A 23885-nucleotide genomic window follows, 5' to 3' on the forward strand; every position below is an offset into this window, starting at 1 on the left:
ACAAGCTGCAAGCTTCGAGCAAAAGCAGGCCGGCGTACGCCGCCTTTTCTTGCAGCTTGTAGCGCGTGGCTTGCAGCTGACCAACCCATAGGTAGAATGGCGCCCTTCCGTTTCGAGTCAGAGCAGATCACATGGCGTTGCCGACCTTAAGGATCATTGGTTTCATCATCGGCATCTTCCTGATTACGCTCGCCGTCAGCATGGCTGTGCCCATGGCGACCCTGGTGGTTTTCGAACGCACCGGCGACATGCCGTCGTTTCTTTGGTCAAGCCTGATCACGTTCATTGCCGGCCTGGCCTTGGTAGTCCAGGGCCGCCCCGAGCATGTACACCTGCGCCCGCGCGACATGTACCTGCTAACCGTCAGCAGCTGGCTGGTGGTGTGCGTGTTCGCCGCCCTACCGTTCTTGCTAACCCAGCACATCAGCTACACTGACGCCTTCTTTGAAAGCATGTCGGGCATCACTGCCACCGGCGCCACCGTGCTCAGTGGGCTCGACAGCATGTCTCCGGGCATCCTGATGTGGCGTTCAATGCTGCACTGGCTTGGCGGTATTGGTTTCATCGCCATGGCGGTAGCGATCCTGCCGCTGCTGCGCATCGGTGGCATGCGCCTGTTCCAGACCGAATCGTCCGACCGCTCGGAAAAGGTCATGCCGCGCTCGCACATGGTCGCCAAGTCGATCGTGGGGGTTTACGTCGGCTTCTCGATACTGGGTTCGCTAGCGTTCTGGTGGGCCGGCATGAGCCCGTTCGATGCGATCAACCACGCTATGTCAGCGATCTCCACTGGTGGCTTTTCCACCTCCGACCAGTCGCTGGCGAAATGGGACATCCCAGCCGTGCACTGGGTCGCGGTGGTGGTGATGATCCTTGGTAGCCTGCCGTTCACGCTGTATGTGGCAACCCTGCGGGGCAACCGCAAGGCGCTGATCCGCGACCAGCAGGTGCAAGGTTTGCTGGGCATGTTGCTGGTTACCTGGCTGGTGCTGGGCACTTGGTACTGGTACAGCACCAACCTGCACTGGCTCGACGCCCTGCGCCACGTGGCACTGAACGTGACCTCGGTGGTCACCACCACCGGCTTCGCCCTGGGTGACTACAGCCTGTGGGGCAACTTCTCGCTGATGCTGTTCTTCTACTTGGGGTTCGTCGGTGGCTGCTCCGGCTCGACGGCAGGCGGTATCAAGATCTTCCGCTTCCAGGTTGCCTACATTCTGCTCAAGGCCAGCCTCAACCAGCTGATCCACCCGCGTGCGGTGATCAAACAGAAGTACAACGGCCACCGCCTCGACGAAGAAATCGTACGCTCGATCCTGACCTTCTCGTTCTTCTTCGCTATCACCATCTGCGTGATGGCGCTGCTGCTGTCGTTGCTGGGCGTAGACTGGATGACCGCCCTGACCGGCGCAGCCGGCACGGTGTCGGGGGTAGGCCCTGGCCTGGGTGAAGTGATCGGCCCGTCGGGCAACTACGCCACGCTGCCGGATGCGGCCAAATGGATTCTCGCCAGCGGCATGCTGCTCGGCCGCCTGGAGATCATCACGGTGCTAGTGTTGTGTATGCCGGCGTTCTGGCGTCACTGACAACCTCGGCGTCCGTGCCCAGGCGGGCGCGGTATTCACTGGGCGTGGCATCGAACCAGCGGCGGAACGCCCGATAGAAGTTGCTGGGGTCGGCAAACCCCAGCAGATAGGCGGTTTCCAGCAGGGTCATGCCCGGCTGGGCCAAGTACTGTTCGGCCAGTTCGCGGCGGGTGTCATCGAGCAGGCTCTGGAAGCTGGTGCCTTCTTCCTGTAGCCGCCGCTGCAAGGTGCGCTGCGACAGGTGCAGGGCCTGGGCCAGGGTTTCGCGCTTGGGCTCGCCTTGCGGCAGGATGCGGCACAGTACCTGGCGCACGCGGTGGGTGACCCGGCTTTCAGAAAAGCGTGCCAGATACTCCCCGGCAAAACGGTCGTGCAGCACCGCCATGGCTTCGTTGGCGGTGGGCAGCGGGGCCTCCATGTCGGCGCGCTCGAACACCAGCGCATCGTGCGGCGCGCCGAACACCAGCGGCGAGTGGAACGCGACTTTGTACGGCTCGATATTTTTTGGCTGCGGCCCCTGCACCAGCACCCGAAGCGGCTGCACCGGGCGGCCACTGAGCCATTTGCACAGCGCCAGCGCACAGGCCAGCGACGCTTCGGCACTGTGCCGGGTCGGCGGCAGATGGTCACCGTGCACGGTGAGGATCAGCGAGTAACCTTCGGGGCCGAGGGTGAAGCTGAGGTCGGAGCTTTCGGCGATGATGCGCTGGTAACGCACCAGGCGCTCGAAGCCCTCGGCCAGCGTGCGGCTGGACATCAAGGCATAGCCCACCACATGGAACGAAGCCGGGCGCACTACCCGCGACATGTTCAGGCCAATGGCTTCGTTGCCCGACAGCTCTACTGCCAGTTGCCAGAGCCGGGTCATGGAGTCCTGAGTGAACCGCGCGTCGGGGTCGTCGAGGGCCGCGAAGTCCAGCCCCAGCTGCTTGAACATGGCCCGGCAGTCCAGCCCTTCCAGTTCAAGTGCCTTCACAATCCCTGATGCCCAGCTGGCTGACGTGGTTCTTTCGCTCATGACAGGCTTCTTATGCTGACCGCTCCAGCGGTGAACCCTAAGGATATTCAATTGGCGCCTATTGTCACTGGTAGGCCCCGCCAATCACTCTAGACTCGAATCAGGCTCCACGCCGTACATCTTGTCCAGAAGTATCAATTCCGGAGCACTGCCATGAACCGCACAGCGCAGTTTCGCAGTTTTGCCGAGTTCTATCCGTATTACCTGGGGGAGCACAGCAACCCCACCTGCCGCCGCCTGCACTTTGTCGGCACCAGCCTGGTGATCGCTTTGCTGGCCTATACCATCGGCAGTGGCAAGTGGTGGCTGCTGCTGGCCGTGCCGCTGTTCGGCTATGGCTTTGCTTGGGTCGGGCATTTCTTTTTCGAAAAAAACCGGCCTGCGACCTTTACCTATCCGCTGTACAGCCTGATCGGGGATTTCGTGATGTTCAGGGATATCCTGCTGGGCAAGATCAGTCTTTAGCTTTTGCCGCCGCGCGGTGGCCTGTGGCAGCGGCCTTGTGTCGCGCTGGGCTGCAAAGCAACCCCAGCCTCCCGCTACGCCGGCTCGCGCACTGCCGCTGCTGCCTGCGCCTGCGCCAGCCGGTACAGTTCGATCGTGCCGTCCCAATGCTCGATCAACGCCGTGCACGACTCCACCCAATCCCCGCAATTGTGGTACTCCACCGCCCCCACCTTGCGGATCTCGGCATGGTGGATATGCCCGCATACCACGCCATGAAAGCCGCGCCGGGTGCACTCGTGGGCAATGGCATCCTCGAAGTCGCTGATGAAGCTCACCGCGCCTTTCACCTTGTGCTTGAGGTATGCCGACAGTGACCAGTAACCATAGCCATACCGTGCACGCCAATGGTTGAGCCAGCGGTTGAGTACCAGGGTGAACGCGTAGGCACGGTCACCCAGGAAGGCGAGCCAGCGGTGGTAACGGGTAATCACATCGAACTGGTCGCCATGGATCACCAGCAGGCGGCGGCCATCGGCGGTCAGGTGCTCGGCTTCGTCCACCAGCTGGATGTTGCCCAGCATCAGCTTGGAATAGCGGCGCAGAAATTCATCGTGGTTGCCGGTGACGTAGATCACCTCGGTGCCGCGCTTGCTCATGGTCAGTAGGCGACGGATCACATTGGTGTGGGCTTGCGGCCAGTAGATCCCGCTGCGCAGCTTCCAGCCATCGATGATGTCGCCCACCAGGTAGACGCGGTCGGCTTGGTGGCCTTTGAGAAACTGCGCCAGGTGTGCGGCCTGGCAGTCGCGGGTGCCCAGGTGCACATCGGAGATCCACAAGGTACGCACCCGCTGCTTGCGCGAGGGGCGGGACAGTTCGGCATGGGTCATGGGTAGGCTCCAGCGCAATTTGCTGGAGACTGGCAGGTGTGGATGACACTGCAGTGGCAAAACAGTGACGAGTGATGGGCTGCCAGGATTGAGGCACAATACCTGCCTGCCTCGCGAGGACCCTTTCATGACTGCCGGCCCGATCCTCTCGCTGCGCCATTACCGCGACAGCCTGATTGCCCACAGCCACGAACACCCGCAACTGGTGTTTGGCCTGCGCGGCCGCCTGGAATTCGAGGTACAGGGGCATGGCGCCGGGGTCGATCGGCAAGCGTTGATCGTGGTGCCGGCCGGCGCTCACCACACCTGCGCCAGTGATGGCGGCAGCGATTGCCTGGTGCTCGATGTACCTGGGGAACACTGGTTGCGTGAGCAGTTGGGCGAGCATGCCGATGCCAGCCGCCGCCTGCTCGACCGCCCCGCCGCGCTGGGCCTGGATGACCGCCAGCAGCAGCTGGTGGACTGGCTGGCAGCCAGCCCCATAAACGACCCGCTGATTGCCCGGCAAGGCGCGGCGTTGCTGCTCGCCAGCCTCACCCCCACGGCAGCCGCCAGCGTCCGCGCCAGCCAGCGCCTGCCCTATGCCGCGTTCGATGCGCATATCGAGCAACATGCCGCCTACCCGCTGCAGGTCGCCGACCTGGCGCGCATTGCCGGGCTATCCAGTACTCGGTTGCATGCGCGCTTTACTGTGGAATGCGGGATGACACCGATGGACTACATTCGCCAGCGGCGCTTGCTCAAGGCGCGGCGGCTGGTGGTGCAGAGCCTGCTGCCGATGGGTGAGATTGCTGCGCAGGTGGGGTACAGCTCGCAGAGTGCGTTTTCGGCGGCGATGCTGCGGGCGTTTGGTTGTACGCCTTTGGCTTTGCGGCGAGAGCCTGGCGACAATTGACAGCAGTCTTGCGACAGAACTTGCTGGCCAGAGCCTTTACACTTTGCCTGTGCCGGCCCTTTCGCGGGTAAACCCGCTCCTACAAAGAAAGCTGCTCGCCGTTAGACCGCGTACACCCCCATCACCTCATTCAAGGCCACTGCAATCGGCGTAGGAGCGGGTTCACCCGCGAAGAGGCCGGTACTGTCAGTAGAGATCTTGAGCAAGGACCTTCAATGAACCACCGCACCGCCCTAGGCGCCCTGCACATTGGCGCACTGTTCTTCGGCCTGACCGGCGTCTTCGGCAAGCTGGCCGCCAGTGCCAGCCCGGCGATCATCGTGTTCGGCCGCGCCGCCTTCGCCGTTATCGCCCTGGCCCTGTTCGCTAGCCTGGCCGGCCCAGGCTGGCAACGCCTGAGCGGCCAGGACGTGCGCCGCCTGCTGCTCGGCGGGGTGCTGCTGGCCAGCCACTGGGTCAGCTTTTTCATCGCCGTCAAGGTCGGCGGCGTAGCCATCGCCACCCTCGGCTTCGCCAGCTTCCCAGCCTTTACCGTGATCCTCGAAGGCTTGCTGTTCCGCGAACGCATCCGCCGCAACGAGGCCGTGCTGGTACTGTTGGTCAGCATCGGCCTGGTGCTGGTTACGCCGGCATTCGACCTGGCCAGCGAGGCCACCAGCGGCTTGCTTTGGGCACTGCTCTCGGGGCTGCTGTTCTCGCTGCTGTCACTCACCAACCGTGCCGGCTCCGGCCGCCTGCCGGCGGTGCAGGCGGCGCTGTGGCAGAACCTGGTGGTCGGCCTGTGCCTGCTGCTGTTCGCCGCCCCTGGCCTGGCCGGCGTCGCAGCCATGGACTGGCTGTGGATTGCCCTGCTCGGCATCTTCTGCACCGGCGTGGCGCACAGCCTGTTCGTCGCCAGCCTGGCAGTGATCAAGGCGCGCACCGCCGCTGTGGTGTTTGCCATGGAGCCGGTTTACGGCATTGCCGTGGCCTGGGCGGTGTTCGCCGAAACTCCGACCCTGCGCATGCTGCTGGGTGGCGCGCTGATCATCTTCGCCATCGTGCTGTCCAGCCGCCTGGCCGCCGAGCAACCGCCCAAGCAGCGGCCACTGGCCGAGGGCGCCTGATTCAGCGATCGTTGTGGCCAAGGTCACGCTGTGGGTCGATCTGGTCACGCACCCGCTGCTTCAGCACCTTGGCCTCAGGGAAGCCACCGTCGGCCTTGCGCTCCCAGATCTGCACGCCATTGCAGGTAATGCGGAAGATACCGCCGGTACCAGGCTCCAGCGCTACCCGGCCAAGGTCGTCGGCGAAGGTGCTGAGCAGTTCCTGGGCCAGCCAGGCAGCACGCAGCAGCCACTGGCACTGCGTGCAATACGTGATGACGATTTCCGGTTTGCTGTCGGCCATGGTGAAGCATCTCCAGGTAAGGGGCCGCTTATACTAGCGGTCTTTAGCCCACGGTTTGAGACTCAGGATGCGCCGTTTGCTGTTTTGTTTTCTGCTCGCCTTCACCTCCCTCACGGCATTCGCCGCCGAACCGGCCAGGCCCAAGGTTGGCCTGGTGCTGTCTGGCGGCGCGGCCCGTGGCCTGGCCCACATCGGTGTGCTCAAGGCGCTGGAGGAACAGGGTGTGCGCATCGACGCCATTGCCGGCACCAGCATGGGCGCGGTGGTCGGCGGGCTATACGCCTCGGGCTATAGTGTCGAAGAGCTGGAAAAGCTCGCCACCACCCTCGACTGGCAGCAGGCGCTGTCCGATGCCCCGCCGCGCAAGGACGTGCCGTTCCGGCGCAAGCAGGATGACCGCGACTTCCTGGTCAAGCAGAAGCTCAGCTTTCGCGACGACGGTAGCCTAGGCCTGCCACTGGGGGTGATTCAGGGGCAAAACCTCGCGCTGCTGCTGGAAAGCAAACTGGCACACACCGCCGACACCCGTGACTTCGACAAGCTGCCTATCCCCTTCCGGGCAGTGGCTACCGACATCGCCAGTGGCGAAAAAGTAGTGTTTCGCCGTGGCCACCTGCCCCAGGTAATCCGCGCCAGCATGTCGATCCCAGCGGTGTTTGCGCCGGTCGAGCTGGACGGCCGGCTACTGGTGGACGGCGGCATGGTCGACAATATCCCGGTGGATGTGGCCCGCGAAATGGGCGTGGACCTGGCCATCGTGGTCGACATCGGCACCCCGCTGCGTGACCGTAAGCAATTGGCCACGGTGGTCGACGTGCTCAACCAGTCGATCACCCTGATGACCCGGCGCAACTCCGAAGAACAACTGGCCAGCCTGCACCGCGACGATATTCTCATCCAGCCCTCGCTGACCGCCTTCGGCGTGACCGATTTCGGCCGTGCCCGGGAAATGATCGACGCCGGCTACCGCGCCACCCGCCTGCTCGACCCGCGCCTCGCCGCCTTACGCCAGCCCGAGGGCGACAGCAGCCTGGCCGTGGCCCGCTCGCCGCGCCAACGCACGCCGATGATCACCGCGATCAGGATCGAGAACGACTCCAAGGTCAGCGACGACGTGATCCGCTCGTACATTCGCCAGCCGATCGATGCACCGCTGGAGTTGGACCGCCTGCAGACTGACATGGGCACGCTGTATGGCCTGGACTACTTCGACCGTGTGCAGTACCGCGTGGTGCACAAGGGCGACGCCAACACCTTGGTAATCAACGCCCGGGGCCGCCGTGGTGGCACCGATTACCTGCGCCTCGGCCTGAACCTGTCGGACGACCTGCGTGGCGACAGCGCCTTCAACCTGGGCGCCAGCTACCGGGTCAACGGCATCAACAGCCTCGGTGCCGAATGGCTGACCCGTGGCCAAATCGGTGACCAGCAAGAGCTGTATAGCGAGTTCTACCAACCGCTAGACGTGGGTTCACGCTACTTCATCGCCCCGTACCTGGCCTTCGGCTCGCAGAACATCGAAGCCACTCTGGACAACGACCCCATCGCCGAGTACCGCCTGGAGCGCTACGGCTTTGGCCTGAACGTGGGGCGGCAAATCGGCACCAACGGTGAAGTGCGCCTGGGTGTAGGCAAGGCCTGGGGCGAGGCCGAGGTGCGCATCGGCGACCAGGACCTGCCCACAGTCAGTTTCAACGAGGGCTTCTACGAGCTGAAGTATTCGTTCGACACCCTCGACAACGTGTACTTCCCGCACCGCGGTGAAGACATCGGCCTGACCCTGCGCAAGTACGACAAGTCACTGGACTCCGACCAAGATTACCGACAGTGGATGTTCAACCTGGACAAGGCTATCAGCAGCGGGCCTAACACCTTTGTATTGGGCGGGCGCTACGGGCGCACGCTGGACGCTACCGAAGTGGTGACGTCGAGCTTCGTGATGGGCGGCGCCCGGGAGTTGTCAGGCTTCCGCCAAGACTCGGTGTCGGGGCAGAACGTGAGCCTGATGCGCATGGTCTACTATCGCCGGCTGACGCCACGGGCCTACGTGCCGCTGGACTTCCCGCTTTACATCGGCGGTTCGCTGGAACGTGGGCGAGCATGGAACAACGATAACGAGTTCGACAGTGGCTATATCAATGCGGCGAGTATCTTCCTGGGGCTGGAGACGCCGCTGGGGCCGTTGAACCTGAGTTATGGGGCCAACAGTGCGCATGAGCAGGCGGTGTACCTGAACCTGGGGCACACCTTCTGAGCCGTCGCCCTTCCTGTAGAAGAGGGTTTACCTGCGAAGCAGGCAACGCGGTGCATGGCACCGGCTTCGCCGGTGTTCGCGGGTAAACCCGCTCCTACAGGCCGCCAGGACCCTCAGGATTTCTCGAGGTTGGCGAGGATTTTCGCATGCACACGCATGCACACCTGCAGGTCCGCCTCGTCCACCCCGGTAAACAGCTCGACCCGCAACTGGTTGGCAATGGTCTCGATCTGCTCGATCAACGGTTTGGCCGGTGGGCACAGCACAATTTTCTTCGCCCGCCGGTCCTCCAGCACCGCCTGCCGGCGCACCAGCCCTTGGGCTTCCAGGCTGTCGAGCAGGCGCGCCAGGGTCGGGCCTTCGACGCCGACGCTCTGGGCCAACTCACGCTGGGTCGGGGCTTCTTCGAAACGGGCCAGGTGCAACAACACCAGCCAGCGCGCCTGGGACAGGTTGAGCCCGGCCAGGCGGCGGTCCAGTTCGGCACGCCAACCCCGGGACATCTGGGCCAGCTGCATGCCGAAGCGGTGTTGGTTGTCGGTCAGGGGCATAGGCAACTCATTGAATGGATCTAATTATTAGGCAGCTAACCATGCCGCGCAGCACGAGGCAAGGCTCGCACACACTTGGTTGTTCGATAATCGTCAAAAAGCATGACAAAGGTCAGCAGATGGCGCTGCTGCCCTCGATCCTGCCGACGTTCAAAGCTCGAATTCCGCGGCCAAGGCTGCACGGATGCAATACAGCACGCCCTCGGGTACCCGCGCCCCGAACTGCGGCGCAATAGCCGATACCGGCGGCAGCTCGCCTTCACCGTCGAGGAAGGCATCCTGCACCTCCATCATCAGGTCCTCCGGCAGGTCGAGCGCTTGGTCCAGGCTCAGCTCCTGGCGGCCCAGCGCCTCGGCCAGCAGGCTGTAGACGTTCTTCTCGCTGCAGTTGAGCTGCCCGGCGATCTGCGCCGGGGTCATGCCGGCGCGGGCCAGGCTGACCAGTTCGTGGCGCAGATCAAGCACCACTTTCGGCGCCTCGTCGGTGCCACCGCTGTTGTTCAACACCTCGAGGAAGGCCTGGCCGTAGCGTTCCAGCTTGCGCGCGCCCACGCCGCTGACCTGGGCCATGTCGCTGAGGCTGGCCGGCTGGCTACGCAGCATCTCCAGCAAGGTCGAGTCGGGGAAGATGACGTAAGGCGGCACGCTGTGCTCTTCGGCCAGCTTGCGCCGCAGGGTGCGCAATGCTTCCCACAGCTCGCGCTCTTCGGCGCGCACCAGCTGGCTGGCGGGGCTGCCACCGCTGGACGACGAAGTCTTGGCTGTGGTCTGCGGCTTGAGGTCGCGACGCAATTGCAAGGTCACCTCACCGCGCAGCAGTGGCCGGCAGCTGTCGGACAGGCGCAGGCCGCCGTAGCCTTCCAGGTCGATATCGACCAGGCCGCGCGCTACCAGCTGGCGGAACAGGGAACGCCACTCGACCTCGGCCAGGCCCTTGCCGACGCCGAACACCGACAGCTTCTGGTGGCCGAAATTGCGCACCTTCTCGGTGTCCTTGCCCAGCAACACGTCGACCAAGTGGCCAACGCCATAGCGCTGGCCGGTGCGGAACACCGCCGACAGCGCCTGGCGGGCCGGCTCGGTGGCGTCCCAGGTTTGGACCTGGTCGACACAGTTGTCGCAATGCCCGCACGGCTGCTCGAGGGTTTCGTCGAAATAGGCCAGCAGCGATTGGCGACGGCAGCGGGTTTCTTCGCACAGGGCGAGCATGGCGTCGAGCTTGTGCTGCTCGATACGCTTGTGGCGTTCGTCACCTTCGGAGTTCTGCAGCATCTGCTTGAGCATCACCATGTCCTGCAGGCCGTAGGCCATCCAGGCATCGGACGGCAGGCCGTCACGGCCGGCACGGCCGGTTTCCTGGTAGTAGGCCTCGAGCGACTTGGGCAGGTCGAGGTGGGCGACGAAGCGCACGTTGGGCTTGTCGATACCCATGCCGAAGGCAATGGTGGCGACCATGATCAGCCCTTCCTCGTTGAGGAAACGGTGCTGGTTGGCAGACCGCGTCTCGGCAGCCAGACCGGCATGGTAAGGCAGCGCCGGGAAACCCTGCTCACAGAGGAAAGCGGCCGTTTCGTCGACCTTCTTGCGCGACAAGCAATAGACGATGCCAGCGTTGCCGCGGCGCTCGCTGAGGAAGGCCATCAGCTGCTTGCGCGGCGCCTCCTTGGGCACGATGCGATAAAAAATGTTGGGCCGGTCGAAGCTCGACAGGAAACGCTCGGCGCCCTGCAGGTGCAAGCGCTGGACGATCTCTTCGCGGGTACGCATGTCGGCGGTGGCGGTCAGCGCAATGCGCGGCACATGCGGGAACAGCTCGGCCAGCTGGCCCAGTTGCAGGTACTCGGGGCGGAAGTCATGACCCCATTGCGACACGCAGTGGGCCTCGTCGATGGCGAACAGCGAGATGTCCAGGTCCCGCAGGAAGTCGAGCATGCGTGGCTGCACCAGGCGCTCCGGCGCCAGGTAGAGCATCTTCACCTCGCCACGGCGCAGGCGCCCGGCCAACTCCCGCTGCTGCTCAACAGTCAGCGTGGAGTTCAGCGCGGCGGCGGCTACGCCCAGTTCGTCGAGCGTGGCGACCTGGTCGTCCATCAACGCGATCAAGGGCGAGACCACCACCGTCAGGCCCGGGCGCAACAGCCCCGGCACCTGGAAGCACAACGACTTGCCGCCGCCGGTGGGCATCAGCACCAGGGCATCGCCGCCATTGGCCACGCATTCAATGATCGCTGCCTGGCGCCCTCGGAAACTGTCGTAGCCGAAGATGTCCTTGAGAACGCGCTGAGCCTGTTCGAGCATGTGCAACTCCACAAATCGCCGTACCATCCTGGATACAGGCTGGACGAAAAACCCGCCCCGCACACGCCAAATGCGTAAGCGGTTTTTGCCAGGTGGCTGGCAAACGCCGCCCCTGCTTGAAAAATCGCGGAGTATACCGCAGCTCCGGCCCGCGCAGGGCAGCACGGCGATAGACGTTCCCTTTACCCCGCCACCGCTGCAAGGTGCTAGAATTCGTTATCGTTTATTCTCCAAGGTAGCCCTGTAATGTCCTTCGCCGAGCAACTTACCCGCCTGCAAGCCTTCCTTGACGCCGACGAGCTGCACGAAGAGGCGTTGGACTATGTCGCCGCCCATGGCTACCTGACCGCCCTCTCGATCAACGCCGAAGAAGTGCCTGAGCGCGAGTGGATCGACGCCCTGTTCGCCGAAGAGCCGCACTACACCAGCGACGCTCAGCGCATCGAGATCGAAGCCACCCTGGTGGCGCTGAAGGCGCACATCGCCCGCCAGCTGGCCAGCGAAGAAGAATTCGACTTGCCTTGCGAGCTCGACCTGACTGAAGAGCCGGACGACTCCGACCTGCGCGGCTGGTGCATCGGCTTCATGGAAGGCGTGTTCCTGCGTGAAGAGGCCTGGTTTGACCGCGACGAAGAAGAAGTCAGCGAAATGCTGCTGCCGATCATGGTTGGCTCGGGCCTGTTCGACGAACAGCCTGAATTCGCCGACATCGCCAGCAACGCCAACCTGCAAGACGACATGATCGTACAGATCCCAGAGGCACTGACCGCGTTGTTCTTGCTGCTGCACGCTCCTGACGAAAAACCGGCGCTGCTCAAGCCACGCCACCACTAAGTCGCCGGTGCGCTACCTGCTGCTGGCCACCGGCTGGCTCAGCGTCGCGCTGGGGGTGTTGGGGATTTTCCTGCCGGTATTGCCCACCACCCCGTTCCTGCTGCTGGCGGCAGCCTGCTTTGCCCGCAGCTCGCCGCGCTTTCACCACTGGTTGGTCCATCACCCAAAGCTTGGGCCATGGATCCGCGATTACCTCAGTGGTGAAGGCATCCCCCTCAAGGGCAAGGTCTACGCCATCGGCCTGATGTGGGCCAGCATCGGCCTGTCGTGCTATCTGGTGCCACTGTTCTGGGCGCGCGCCTTCATGTTGAGCAGCGCCGTGCTGGTCAGCCTGTATATCCTCAAGCAAAAAACCCTTTACAAGCCAAAGTGACAATTTTTTGTCGCCAAATATCACTTTCGCCTAAACTGCGCCTTACTTATTTAAAATAATTCTTGAACCCAGCCAAAGCCCCGCATTCATTGGGTTTGACGGTTTGTTTTCGCAACCACAGGCTGCATGTTTAGTCGTGCCAATTAGACAATATAAGTCTTGTATGTCAATTTGATATGAAGAAATCTTCTTACATATCGCGTTGAATGTACTTAGCTGTCTTGTTAAAAACCTGCAACACTATACGCGATAATTTTATCGTCATTTTTTTGGCGAGCAACAGGATCAATTCCAGGATCAGGGAGATGTACCATGCGCGTTTTGAACCCCATCACCAGTGCATTATTGTTGGCCCTGGCGAGTGCCAACGTACAGGCGATGTCGATCACCGAGGCTGTCCAAAGCGCTGTGGACTACCACCCGCAAGTCAGCGCCAACCGCAACAGCAAGTTGTCGGCCGATGAAGACGTGAAGTTTGCGCGTGGTGGCTACTACCCTTCCGTGGATTTGGTTGCCGGCTACGGCCGCCAGCGTTCCGACAACAACAACACGCGCGGCGTGAACACTGACGGTACGCGCAACCACAATAAAGAAACCCTCAACTACACCCAGTCCGAACTGCGCCTGCGGCAGATGATCTTCGACGGTTTCAACACCTCGAACGAAGTAGGCCGCACCGAAGCAGTCTCCACTTCCCGCGCCTACTATACGCAGGCCATTGCCCAGGACGTCGCCCTGCGGGCCGTCGAGGTCTACCTGGAAGTGCTCAAGCGCCGTGAACTGGTAGCCCTGGCCAGGAACAACCTGCAGGCCCACCTGCGGGTCAACGACCAAATCGGCCTGCGCAACGAGCGCGGCGTCGGCAGCACCGCCGACCTTGACCAGTCGCGCGCACGTCGCGCCCTGGCAGAAAACAACCTGGACACCGCCGAAGTCGACCTGGCCGACGCCGAGGCCAACTTCTTCAGCGTCATCGGCCGTATGCCGGATGAGCTGGAAAGCCCGCAAACCATCAAGGGCGAAGTGCCTGGCACGCTCGACGAAGCCCGCGCCGACATGCGCCAGAACAACCCGTACATCAAGTCGGCCCAGGCTGACGTGAATGCTGCCGAGCAGCAATACGAAGTGGCCAAGTCGACCTTCTACCCACGTGTCGACGCCATTCTGGCCACCGGCGCCAATAACAACACCGGCGGCGAGAAAGGCCACAGCAACAACGACTGGCAGGCTGGCGTGGAGATGAACTACAACCTGTTCCGCGGCGGCAGCGACAAGGCTCGCCTGCAGTCCGACGCGCACAAGGTCAACCAGGCCCTGGACATCCGCAACAACGCCCTGCGTGAGCTGACCGAAAACCTGAGCCTGGCATGGAACGCCATGACCAACGCCAGCAAGCAGCTGCCGACCGCGCGCGAATACGCCGAAACCACCAAGCGCGTGCGTGCCGCCTACCAGGACCAGTTCGGCCTGGGCCAGCGCACCCTGCTCGACCTGCTCGACAGTGAAAACGAGCTGTACAACGCCGACCGCCGCTACACCGAGGTGCGCTATACCGAAGAGTTCTCCCGCTACCGCTTGCTGGCGACCATGGGTGAACTGCTGAGCAAGCAGCGTATTTCGCTGCCGCCAGAGGCGCTGGCCACCACCGAGGTACGCACCGAGGCGCATTTGCCTGAGATGCGTTGATCGGCTTTGAGTTTTTTGGGGCCGCTGCGGCCCATCGCCGGCAAGCCAGCGCCCACAGCTACAGCACAAGCTTCAGTCCTCGTACTGTACCTGTAGGAGCTGGATTGCCGGCGATGGGGCCCTCACTGCCACCTCACCCCTCGCTATGATTGCGCTGGAACGTCTCATCACCCATGGCCCTGATCTGCCCCTCGATCAAGGCCTCGAACGGCGCCAGCAGCGCATCGAAGCAAGCCGGCTGCTCCAGCGCATTCAGTGCCCCCACCACCGCCTCGATGGTCGACAACGCCCCCGCCTCCGGTGCCTTGCGCAAGCGATAGCGTGAAGGCGCAACAGCACCCAGCGTCACCCGCGGCAATGCCTCCAGCAAAGGGTTCAGGTACAGCAGCTTGCGCGCCTTGCGCCAGGTGCCGTCGGGCACGATCAGCAGCAAGGGTTTGTCGCCCGCCTCGCCATAGGCCGTCAGCACCTGGGCGTCATCGCCCGGGAACAGTAAGGCCGGCCGGTAACCAGGGGTAGCCAGTAAGGCGCTCAGGTCATCGAACACCTCACCTACTCGCAACTCGGCGTTGCGCAAGCCAAGGGCGGCCAGGCGGGCGGTGTTCAGGGCATGGGATGTTTCACTGGGGTGCTGCAGCAGGATGACGCGGGTGCGGCTGTCGAGTGCGGGGATCAGTGAACAAAGGCAATGGTCGAGCGGGCGCTGACAGCGCGCGCAGCGGGGTCTGGGCATGGGGTTCTCCTTGGCGGGAACAGTGTGCCACAGAACCGGGGCCCGCTTAGCAGGCCCCGGCGATATCAACGGTTGAACCGCTCCGCCAGGCTATGCAGGTACTCCGCCATGCGCTCCAGGTCCTGGCTGATTTGCGCGCCCTGCCTGGCCTGCCCGGCACTTTGGTCGCACAGCTGGGCAATCCTCACGATCTGCTGGTTGATGTCTTCGGCCACATGGCTCTGCTGCTCCGACGCCGTCGCCATCTGCTGGCTCATGCCGGTGATGCGGCTGACCGCCTGGGCAATCCCGTTCAACGCCGCCTGCACCGCCTCGACACTGTGCACACTGTCACGCGAGATCTGCTCACCACGGCTGGCGGTGCTTACTGCCCGCTCGGCCCCGGCGCGCAACGAGGCGATGATCTGATGGATCTCCTGGGTCGAGGCGCGGGTGCGCTGGGCCAGCGAACGCACTTCATCCGCCACCACGGCAAACCCGCGCCCCTGCTCACCGGCGCGCGCCGCTTCAATGGCGGCGTTGAGCGCCAGCAGGTTGGTTTGCTCGGCAATCGAGGTGATCACGTCCACCACGCTGCCGATCGACTGGGTCTGCTCGGCCAAGGCATTGACTGCCTGACCTATGTCATTGACGGCCTCGCTCATGCTGCCCATGGCTTTCAGGCTGTGCAGCGCCAGCTCACTGCCCTGCTGCGCCAGTTGGTCGGCATCACCTGCCGCATGCGCTGTGCTTTGCACATTGTGCGTCACCTGCTGGATGGTCGCCGCCATCTGTGCGATAGCGGTGGCGGATTGGTCGGTCTCGCTGCGCTGGCGGTCGAGCATTTGTGCCTGGGCATCGGACAAATTGGACGACTGCGCCGCCCGCGACTTCACCCCGACCCCGGCGTCCACCAAGCGGGTCAGGGCCGTTTGCAAGCGCGCTTCCTCACTGATGATGGCCAGGTCGAGCTGGCCTTGCAGGCCAGGGTTGTCGCTGTAGGTCAACGCCACCAGCGGGCTGGTGAAGGCCTTGGGGTGCTCGGCCAGGGTGCGGCGGACAGCCTGGTTCTGCCGGTATTCGACCGCGTACCAGGCCACCAGCAAGCTGGCCATTAGCACCGCCAGCGCCGCATAGGGCGGTAGCCACAGGTAGCCCACCGCCGACAGCAGGCCGGCGCCGATCAATGGCCAACCGTGGCCCAGGCCGTGGCCCAGGCGGGCTGCCCACGGTACCGGGGCGCGCCCGTCGCGCAAGCGCGCGTACAACGCCTCGGCACGGCGGATCTGCTCACGCGTGGGCACCGAACGCACCGACTCATAACCACTGATGCGGCCCTGCTCGTAAATGGCCGTGACATAAGCGCTGACCCAGTAGTAATCGCCGTTCTTCGCCCGGTTCTTGACCACCCCCATCCAGGGTTTGCCTTGCTTGATGGTTTCCCACATGTGGCCGAACACCGCCGGCGGCATATCCGGGTGACGTACGAGGTTGTGCGGTTGGCCGACCAGCTCGTCGTAGGTGAACCCGCTGATGGCCACGAAGGCGTCGTTGCAGTAAGTGATGCGGCTGTTCAGGTCGGTGGTGGAAATCAGGCGTTGATCGCTGGAAAAGGTTCTTTCGTGCTCAGTGACGGGCAAGTTCATGCGCATCGTGGGCGCTCCTTGCAGGATGAAATGATGGGAAATCATCAGCGCACGTTGATATGTAGCAGGGCGCTATCACTTTAGCGGCCCGCTTTTGAAGGAATTGAGGGCCTCCCGACGAAAATGTATGAACGCCTTGTTTATCAGCCCACGTTGAGCTGGCTTTTCAACAGGTCGCGGAAGGTCTGGATCAACGGCTCGCGGCTGCGCCCGCGGCGAATAATCAGCGAAAATGGCGCCTGATAGCCGAAAGTCGACGGCGACAGCACGCGTAAATCGCCTTTGTCGACCCAAGCCTGGGCATAGTGTTCGGGCAGGTAACCGATATAGGCGCCAGAGAGAATCAGGATCAACTGCGCCTCCATGCTCTCCACCGTCGCCGCGCTGTGCTTGAAGCCATGCCGGGCCAGTTCGGCCTGGCTCCAGTAGCCGCGCCCGACCATGCGCTGCTGGGTCACCACCTGCTCGGGGATGCGCCGCTCAACAAACAACGGGTGCCGGCTGCTGCAGTACAGCCAGTGCTGCTCACGGTACAGCGGCTGGTAGAGCAGCCCACTCATGCGCGAAGAAAACGCCCCGATGGCCAGGTCGAGGCGGTTGTCCTGTACACCCAGTTGCAGTTCGTAAGGGCTGGACACAGACAGGTGCAGGTGCACCGCTGGGTGCTCCTGGCTGTAGGCACCAATGGCTTCGGCCAACGGCAAGGCGCGGTCACCGACCGTGGAGTCGATCACGCCCAGGTTAAGGGTGCCGCGCAACTCGCCCTTGAGGGCCGCGGCATACTGCTCGAAGCCGTCCAGCTCGGCCAACAGGCGCAAGGTCTCCTGGTGGAACAGTTCGCCCTTGCTGGTCAGGCTGAAACCGCCCCGCCCGCGGTGGCACAGCACGATACCCAAGGCGCCTTCCAACTGGCTCATGTAGGTACTGATGGCCGAGGTAGACAGGTTCAGTTCGCGCTGGGCATTGGCGAAGCCTTGGTGGCGCACCACGCTGATGAAGATGCGCAGCAGTTTCAGGTCGGGCAAGGTCGAGGCCATGGTGCAGCGGTTCCACAACAGTATTTGCGCGCAGTCTAACCGCTGCGCCGGGCTTTAGTTTAGAAATTCCTGAACTAAGTATTTGCCGGTAGCGATTCTTCCCCGGCACTGCCTTCAGCAGACTTGGCCGAAATGTCCCTGCCCGCCAGCAAGACCCTACGTGAAAGGCGCGCGGCGGCACAGGTTCGAACAAACACAACAATCGACCGACTGATGAGGCCCACCGTGGACAAGACTCTCCACCAACCACTGGGCGGCAACGAAATGCCGCGTTTCGGCGGCATCGCCACCATGCTCCGCCTGCCCCACCTGCAAAGTGCCCAAGGCCTGGACGCCGCCTTCATCGGCGTGCCGCTGGACATCGGCACCTCGCTGCGCTCCGGCACCCGCTTCGGCCCACGGCAGATCCGCGCCGAATCGGTCATGATCCGCCCGTACAACATGGCCACCGGGGCCGCCCCCTTCGACTCGCTGTCGGTGGCCGACATCGGTGATGTGGCGATCAACACCTTCAACCTGCTGGACGCCGTGCGCATCATCGAAGAAGCCTACGATGAAATCGTCGAGCATAATGTCATCCCGATGACGCTGGGTGGCGACCACACCATCACCCTGCCGATCCTGCGCGCCCTGCACAAAAAGCACGGCAAGATCGGCCTGGTGCACATCGATGCCCACGCCGACGTCAACGACCACATGTTCGGCGAGAAGATCGCCCACGGCACCACCTTCCGCCGCGCCGTCGAAGAAGGCCTGCTCGATTGCGACCGCGTCGTGCAGATTGGCCTGCGCGCCCAGGGCTACACCGCTGATGACTTCAACTGGAGCCGCCGCCAGGGTTTCCGCGTGGTCCAAGCCGAAGAGTGCTGGCACAAGTCGCTGGCGCCGCTGATGGCCGAAGTGCGGGAAAAGGTCGGCGGTGGCCCGGTGTACCTGTCGTTCGACATCGATGGTATCGACCCGGCCTGGGCGCCTGGCACCGGCACCCCGGAAATCGGCGGCTTGACCACCATCCAGGCGATGGAGATCATTCGCGGCTGCCACGGCCTGGACCTGATCGGCTGTGACCTCGTCGAAGTCTCCCCGCCTTACGACACCACCGGCAACACCTCGCTGCTCGGTGCCAACCTGCTGTTCGAAATGCTCTGCGTGCTGCCCGGCGTGGCCCGCCGCTAAACGGCGGCCGCTGCAGCACTCGCTACACCCCGGCAGGAGCCATGAGGGAGGGCCACTGAGGCCCGCCAACACACAACAAGACCGCCGGGCGCCGTGAACCCCGCCCGGGTGGTCGATCTCGCCATAATAAAGATAATCGGGAGACCCCAAATGGCCTTGGACATCATTGTTGTAATGATCTACACCGCTGGCATGCTCGGGCTAGGCTGGTATGGCATGCGGCGCGCAAAAACCCATGAAGACTACCTGGTAGCCGGGCGCAACCTTGGCCCGGTCCTGTACATGGGCACCATGGCGACCACCGTGCTCGGCGGCGCTTCCACCGTCGGCACCGTGCGCCTGGGCTATGTCCATGGCATCTCCGGCTTCTGGCTGTGTGCAGCCCTGGGCCTGGGCATCATCGCCATCAACCTGTTCCTGGCCAAACCCTTGCTGCGCCTACGCATCTTCACCGTCACCCAGGTGCTGGAGCAGCGCTACAACCCGACTGCACGCCAAGCCAGCGCCGTGATCATGCTGGCCTACGCACTGATGATCGGCGTCACCTCGACCTTGGCCATGGCTACCGTATTGCAGGTGCTGCTGGACTTGCCATTCTGGGCCTCGCTGCTGCTGGGCGGTGGTGTGGTGGTGCTGTACTCGACCATCGGCGGCATGTGGTCGTTGACCCTCACCGACATCGTCCAGTTCGTGATCAAGACCGTCGGCCTGATGTTCATCCTGTTGCCAGTGTGCCTGTACAAGGCCGGTGGCTGGGACACTCTGGTGGCCAAGCTGCCGGCGGCCAGCTTCCAGCTCACCACCATTGGCTGGGACACCATCATCACTTACTTCTTGATCTACTTCTTCGGCATCCTCATCGGCCAGGACATCTGGCAGCGGGTGTTCACCGCCCGTGACGAGAAGGTTTGCCAGCGTGCCGGTAGCGTCGCAGGTGTGTACTGCGTGCTGTACGGCCTGGCCTGCGCGGCGATCGGCATGGCCGCGCATGTGCTGATGCCCGACCTGGCCAACCCGAACAACGCCTTTGCCGAAATGATCAAGACCACCCTGCCCGACGGCATTCGTGGCCTGCTGATGGCAGCAGCCCTGGCGGCGATGATGTCCACCGCTAGCGCCGGCTTGCTGGCAGCCTCTACCACAGTGACCGAAGACCTGCTGCCCAAGCTGCGTGGCGGCAAGCAATCGAGCCTGGGCATGAGCCGCCTGTTCACCCTGCTCACCGGCCTGGTGGTGCTGGGCATCGCGCTGATGGTGAACGATGTGATCAACGCCCTTACGCTGGCCTACAACCTGCTGGTCGGCGGCATGCTGATCCCGCTGATCGGGGCGATCTTCTGGAAACGCGCGACCACTGCCGGCGCTATCGCCAGCATGTCGCTGGGCTTTGCCACCGCGCTGCTGTTCATGTTCAAGGATGGGCTGGAGGCCAATACGCCGATCTATTACAGCCTGGCGATTGGCTTGGTGAGCTTTGTGGTGGTGAGCTTGATGTCGCGCAAATCGGTGGCGGCGGTGAAGCTGGCCTGATCGACAACCCTGTACTGGCCGGCGACAGGGCCAGTACAGGCAACAGCAAATTCACGGCTACAAAAAGGCCGCTGCACCCACCCAGGTGCAGCGGCCCTTGTTTTTAATCAGCGGCGACGCGGTTGGCGTTTGCGCTGCTCTTCATCAGTCGGGATCGGCACCGGCTGCAAAGGTGGTGGAATCAGCCCCAAGGCGACAGCCAGGTCGTGGAGCCAGTTGGACAGTGGTTTATTCATAATGCCCCCTTTACGGGTCAGCCTCACGGCAATTCAATCCTGCGATGCTTCATACAGATCATAGCCCCATGTCCTGTATTACGCATGCCTCTACTCCTACAGATACGGGCCATTTTGATACGGATCAAGCCGTAACGGCGCATTCCGACGACTGGTTAATCGTTTCGCTTTGTTGCAGATCGATCCAGGCCTGCAAATTTGCCCCGCGCATGCCTTGGCGCCACATCAACCAGGTAACCGCCTGATCGAACGGCGCCTGCAGCCGGTGCACCCGCACCCGGTCGCGCCCAGGTAGGCTGTCGAGCATCGACTGCGCCATCATGGCCACGCCAGCGCCGGCGATCACGCAGGCCAGCATGCTTTGGTACGACTCGATCTCCATTACCCGGCCCATGGGGGTATGGGCATGGGCATACCAGGCCTCCAGGCGCATGCGGTACGAGCAGCCCTGGCGGAAGGTGAACACCGCTTTGCCCGCCACGTCCTTGGCGGTGTGCACCGCGGGGTGCTCGGGGCTGCTGATCAGCACCAGTTGCTCATCGCACAGCGGCACGCCATCCAGCCCGGCCAGGCTCGGCGGCCCGTCCACCAAAGCCGCGTCCAGGCGGTGGTTGAGCAGGCCCTCCAGCAACTCGCCACTGGGCGCCGCGCGCACCTGCAGGTTTACCGCCGGGTAGGCCTGGTGATAACGCGCCAGTAACCCCGGCAAATGGGTAGCCGCTGTGCTGTACATAGTCCCCAGCACAAAGTCACCGGCTGGCTGGCCACCACGCACGGCCGCCAGCGCCTCGTCGTGCAAGGCGGACAGGCGGCTGGCGTAGTCCAGCAACACCTTGCCCGCCGGCGACAGCTGCAAACGCTGGCGTTCGCGCAGGAACAGCTCGATGCCCAGTTGCTCCTCAAGCTGACGCAGCCGCGTCGACAGGTTCGACGGCACGCGGTGCAGGCGCTCTGCTGCGCGGGTGATCGAGCCCTCTTCAGCGACGGCTTGGAAGATTCGCAGTTGGCTGAACTCCACAGCATTCTCCAAAACAGAATAACTTGATCATCATTATTCAATTTTATTGAAAAATAAACCGCCCTAACCTGCCAACTCTCGCTTACATCCGTGCAGGAGCTTTCTCATGTCGCCACTCATGCAACTGCTGGCCAGCGCCGTAGCGCTGATGATGGCCATGGGCATCGGCCGTTTTGCCCTTACCCCGCAGCTGCCGCAACTCATCGCCGAAGGCCAGTTCGACCTGACGGTCGCCGGGCTGGTGGCGGCGGCCAACTACCTGGGTTACTTCGTTGGCGCGGTCGACGCCATGTTCGCCCGTTCGCCAGGCCAGGTGCGCCTGCGCCTGCATGGCGGGTTGTGGCTGTGCGTGCTGCTGACCCTGGCCTCATGGGCCGCCGACGGGTTGTGCAGCCACCTGCTGTTGCGCTTTGGCACCGGTGTGGCCAGCGCTTGGGTATTGGTGATGATCACCAGCCTCAGCCAGCAGGTAGCCAATGCCCACAACCGCCAGCGCCTGGGCGCGCTGGTGTTCGCAGGGCCGGGCCTGGGCATCGCCGTGACTGGGCTGCTGGCACTGCTGGCGCACCGGATGGGGCTGAGTTCGGCCGCACTGTGGCTGATCTATGCCGTGACGGCCCTGCTGATGCTGCTGGCGGTACGGCCTTGGCTGCCCCGCGCGCTGCAAGCGGCGCCGTCGGCTATACGCCAGGGCCCCACACGCAGTGTCGGCATCGGCCGCCTGGGGCTGGTGTATGCGCTGTATGGCGTGGGTTATATCCTGCCGGCCACCTTCCTGGCGCAGATGGCCAACCAGCAGTTCCGCGGGCAATGGCTGGCCGACCTGTTCTGGCCGGCGTTCGGCCTGGCCGCTGCGCTGGGTGTGCTGCTGGTGAGCCTGCGGCGTGGCGGCCGCACCTCAACCTGGCTGACCGCTACCCTGTGGCTGCAAGGGCTGGGGGTGTTGGCCTGCTTGATAGGTGGAGGGGTTGGGCTGGCGCTGGGGGTGGTGCTGTGTGGCGGGCCGTTCCTGGCCTGCATGCAGTTGGTGATGCAGCATTCTCGGGAGTTGGCGCCGCATGCTACGCAGCGCAATGCCGGGCTACTGACCGCGTGCTTCGCCTTGGGGCAGTTGAGCGGGCCGTTGCTGGCGGCGCTCAGCAGCCATTACAGCGGCGGGCTGCAACCGGCGCTGATGGTAGCGGCCGGCGGGTTAGTGGTGGCGGGGGGGCTGGTGCAGTTGGCGAGTAACGCACGGCTGAGCAATGCCTGCCAGGCCGAGGTTACATCCTGAGTTTGAGGTTGCCTGTACTGGCCTCTTCGCGGGTAAACCCGCTCCTACAGGGATATCTCCTGTGGGGGCGGGGTTGCCCGCCCAGTCAACCCACATACCGCCGCAACTGCCGCTTCACCCACGGCTCGGCACTCACCAGCACCACCCCCAGCAACACCATCAACGCGCCAACCACGAAATTCACGCTCAATGGCTCACCCAGCAGCAACACGCCAAAGGTCACCCCGAACAGCGGGGTGATGAACGAAAACACCGCCAGGTTCGACGCCAGGTATTTACGCAGCAACCAGAACCAGGTCAGGTAACTGACAAACGACACCACAATCCCCTGGAACAGCACGCTGCCCAACGCCAGCGGCGTCAGCGACACCGCGCCGATCTGCCCGCTGAGCAAGGCGATCAGCAGCAGCCCGGCAAAACCCACCGCCAGTTGATAGAACAGGGTCAAGGTCGCCGGTGCTTCCGACAGCCGCGAGCAGCGCACCACCACCGTGGTCGCGCCCCACGCCAGCCCGGCAATCACGCCAAAGGCATCGCCCAGCAGGGTGCGGCCATCCATGCCTTGCAACGACATGCCGCCGGCGAAAGCCATGGCAATGCCGCCGAAGGCCAGCAGAATCCCCAGCCACTGCAGCAGCCGCAAGCGTTCGCTGGGCAACCTGAAATGCAGGCCCAAGGCGGTGAACACCGGCGCGGTATAAAGGAACACCGACATGTGCGCGGCCGACGTTAGCTTCAGCCCTTCAGCAATGAACAAGAACTCCACACCGAATAACCCACCGGCCACCAGCCCAGCCCGCCAGGTGCTGCCGACTTGCTCCCAGCCCCCTCGCCAGCACAGCATCAAGCCCACCAGCACAGCGGCGATGCCGTTGCGCAGGGCCGCCTGCATCACCGGCGCAATGTCGCCGGCGGCAAACTTGATCAGTACTTGCTGGCAGCCCCAGATCAAGCACAGCCCCAGCATCACCTGCAAGGCGAAGGCGTCAGGGTTCTTGCGGACCGCGCTCATGGGCGGGCCTGTAGGGTGATCGTG

General features: G+C 63.4%; 22 protein-coding genes. 11 read left to right on the forward strand and 11 right to left on the reverse strand.

What is annotated here, in order from left to right:
* Positions 1-131: 131 nt before the first annotated feature.
* Positions 132-1586 carry a TrkH family potassium uptake protein gene (locus DV532_RS18090; protein ID WP_056804960.1) on the forward strand — a complete coding sequence of 485 codons (1455 nt, stop codon included), beginning with the start codon at positions 132-134 and terminating at the stop codon, positions 1584-1586.
* On the opposite strand, the gene DV532_RS18095 is transcribed toward DV532_RS18090, so the two are convergent.
* The gene (locus DV532_RS18095) at positions 1543-2604 is read right to left on the reverse strand and encodes an AraC family transcriptional regulator (RefSeq protein WP_056804958.1); all 1062 of its coding nucleotides are present in this window, start codon (positions 2602-2604) and stop codon (positions 1543-1545) included. The two genes, DV532_RS18090 and DV532_RS18095, sit on opposite strands and share 44 nt — an antisense overlap.
* A gap of 153 nt (positions 2605-2757) precedes the next feature.
* Here DV532_RS18095 and DV532_RS18100 point away from each other — a divergent pair, with 153 nt between their 5' ends.
* Positions 2758-3069 carry a DUF962 domain-containing protein gene (locus DV532_RS18100; protein WP_056804956.1) on the forward strand — a complete coding sequence of 104 codons (312 nt, stop codon included), beginning with the start codon at positions 2758-2760 and terminating at the stop codon, positions 3067-3069.
* A gap of 74 nt (positions 3070-3143) precedes the next feature.
* Here the strand turns inward: DV532_RS18100 and DV532_RS18105 are convergent, their stop codons facing one another.
* Positions 3144-3941, reverse strand: a complete 798-nt coding sequence (locus tag DV532_RS18105; RefSeq protein WP_056804953.1) for a UDP-2,3-diacylglucosamine diphosphatase — start codon at positions 3939-3941, stop codon at positions 3144-3146.
* A gap of 127 nt (positions 3942-4068) precedes the next feature.
* On the opposite strand from DV532_RS18105, the gene DV532_RS18110 reads away from it, so the two are divergent.
* Together DV532_RS18110 and DV532_RS18115 are read left to right on the forward strand one after the other, a co-directional pair.
* Positions 4069-4836: an AraC family transcriptional regulator gene (locus tag DV532_RS18110; protein ID WP_056804950.1), complete on the forward strand. Its 768-nt coding sequence runs from the start codon at positions 4069-4071 to the stop codon at positions 4834-4836.
* A 215-nt stretch (positions 4837-5051) separates the two neighbouring features.
* Positions 5052-5942: a DMT family transporter gene (locus DV532_RS18115; RefSeq protein WP_056804948.1), complete on the forward strand. Its 891-nt coding sequence runs from the start codon at positions 5052-5054 to the stop codon at positions 5940-5942.
* 1 nt (position 5943) lies between these two features.
* On the opposite strand, the gene DV532_RS18120 is transcribed toward DV532_RS18115, so the two are convergent.
* The gene (locus tag DV532_RS18120) at positions 5944-6225 is read right to left on the reverse strand and encodes a SelT/SelW/SelH family protein (protein ID WP_003259082.1); all 282 of its coding nucleotides are present in this window, start codon (positions 6223-6225) and stop codon (positions 5944-5946) included.
* Positions 6226-6292: 67 nt separating this feature from the next.
* Between DV532_RS18120 and DV532_RS18125 the strand changes: the two genes are divergently transcribed.
* Positions 6293-8479 carry a patatin-like phospholipase family protein gene (locus DV532_RS18125; protein WP_056804945.1) on the forward strand — a complete coding sequence of 729 codons (2187 nt, stop codon included), beginning with the start codon at positions 6293-6295 and terminating at the stop codon, positions 8477-8479.
* Positions 8480-8592: 113 nt separating this feature from the next.
* On the opposite strand, the gene DV532_RS18130 is transcribed toward DV532_RS18125, so the two are convergent.
* Positions 8593-9030: a MarR family transcriptional regulator gene (locus tag DV532_RS18130; protein WP_056804943.1), complete on the reverse strand. Its 438-nt coding sequence runs from the start codon at positions 9028-9030 to the stop codon at positions 8593-8595.
* A gap of 150 nt (positions 9031-9180) precedes the next feature.
* Entirely contained in the window at positions 9181-11328 is a 2148-nt protein-coding gene (gene recQ / locus DV532_RS18135) for a DNA helicase RecQ (protein WP_056804941.1), read from the reverse strand.
* A 246-nt stretch (positions 11329-11574) separates the two neighbouring features.
* Here recQ and DV532_RS18145 point away from each other — a divergent pair, with 246 nt between their 5' ends.
* From DV532_RS18145 to DV532_RS18155, 3 genes are all read left to right on the forward strand, one after another.
* A complete protein-coding gene (locus tag DV532_RS18145) occupies positions 11575-12162 on the forward strand; it encodes a YecA family protein (RefSeq protein WP_056804938.1) in 588 nt (195 codons plus the stop codon).
* 7 nt (positions 12163-12169) lie between these two features.
* Positions 12170-12535, forward strand: a complete 366-nt coding sequence (locus DV532_RS18150) for a YbaN family protein (protein WP_056804935.1) — start codon at positions 12170-12172, stop codon at positions 12533-12535.
* Positions 12536-12847: 312 nt separating this feature from the next.
* Positions 12848-14221 carry a TolC family outer membrane protein gene (locus DV532_RS18155; RefSeq protein WP_056804932.1) on the forward strand — a complete coding sequence of 458 codons (1374 nt, stop codon included), beginning with the start codon at positions 12848-12850 and terminating at the stop codon, positions 14219-14221.
* A 133-nt stretch (positions 14222-14354) separates the two neighbouring features.
* Here DV532_RS18155 and DV532_RS18160 read toward each other — a convergent pair whose 3' ends face one another.
* From DV532_RS18160 to DV532_RS18170, 3 genes are all read right to left on the reverse strand, one after another.
* Complete coding sequence (locus DV532_RS18160) at positions 14355-14954, reverse strand: tRNA-uridine aminocarboxypropyltransferase (RefSeq protein WP_056804929.1); 600 nt, start codon at positions 14952-14954, stop codon at positions 14355-14357.
* A gap of 65 nt (positions 14955-15019) precedes the next feature.
* A complete protein-coding gene (locus DV532_RS18165; protein ID WP_056804926.1) occupies positions 15020-16585 on the reverse strand; it encodes a PAS domain-containing methyl-accepting chemotaxis protein in 1566 nt (521 codons plus the stop codon).
* A gap of 137 nt (positions 16586-16722) precedes the next feature.
* Positions 16723-17616 carry a LysR family transcriptional regulator gene (locus DV532_RS18170; RefSeq protein WP_056804922.1) on the reverse strand — a complete coding sequence of 298 codons (894 nt, stop codon included), beginning with the start codon at positions 17614-17616 and terminating at the stop codon, positions 16723-16725.
* Between the two features lie 225 nt (positions 17617-17841).
* Between DV532_RS18170 and speB the strand changes: the two genes are divergently transcribed.
* Entirely contained in the window at positions 17842-18792 is a 951-nt protein-coding gene (gene speB, locus DV532_RS18175) for an agmatinase (RefSeq protein ID WP_056804919.1), read from the forward strand.
* A gap of 150 nt (positions 18793-18942) precedes the next feature.
* The gene (locus DV532_RS18180; RefSeq protein WP_056804917.1) at positions 18943-20322 is read left to right on the forward strand and encodes a sodium:solute symporter; all 1380 of its coding nucleotides are present in this window, start codon (positions 18943-18945) and stop codon (positions 20320-20322) included.
* A 107-nt stretch (positions 20323-20429) separates the two neighbouring features.
* Here the strand turns inward: DV532_RS18180 and DV532_RS30975 are convergent, their stop codons facing one another.
* Together DV532_RS30975 and DV532_RS18185 are read right to left on the reverse strand one after the other, a co-directional pair.
* Complete coding sequence (locus DV532_RS30975; protein WP_009683677.1) at positions 20430-20558, reverse strand: PA1414 family protein; 129 nt, start codon at positions 20556-20558, stop codon at positions 20430-20432.
* 124 nt (positions 20559-20682) lie between these two features.
* Entirely contained in the window at positions 20683-21576 is an 894-nt protein-coding gene (locus DV532_RS18185) for a LysR family transcriptional regulator (RefSeq protein ID WP_056804914.1), read from the reverse strand.
* 106 nt (positions 21577-21682) lie between these two features.
* Between DV532_RS18185 and DV532_RS18190 the strand changes: the two genes are divergently transcribed.
* On the forward strand, positions 21683-22849 hold the full coding sequence (locus DV532_RS18190) for an MFS transporter (protein ID WP_056804911.1): 1167 nt from the start codon (positions 21683-21685) through the stop codon (positions 22847-22849).
* An 85-nt stretch (positions 22850-22934) separates the two neighbouring features.
* Here the strand turns inward: DV532_RS18190 and DV532_RS18195 are convergent, their stop codons facing one another.
* A complete protein-coding gene (locus tag DV532_RS18195; protein WP_056804909.1) occupies positions 22935-23861 on the reverse strand; it encodes a DMT family transporter in 927 nt (308 codons plus the stop codon).
* Between the last annotated feature and the right edge of the window lie 24 nt (positions 23862-23885).

Source organism: Pseudomonas sp. Leaf58 (genome assembly GCF_003627215.1).
Lineage (GTDB): Bacteria > Pseudomonadota > Gammaproteobacteria > Pseudomonadales > Pseudomonadaceae > Aquipseudomonas.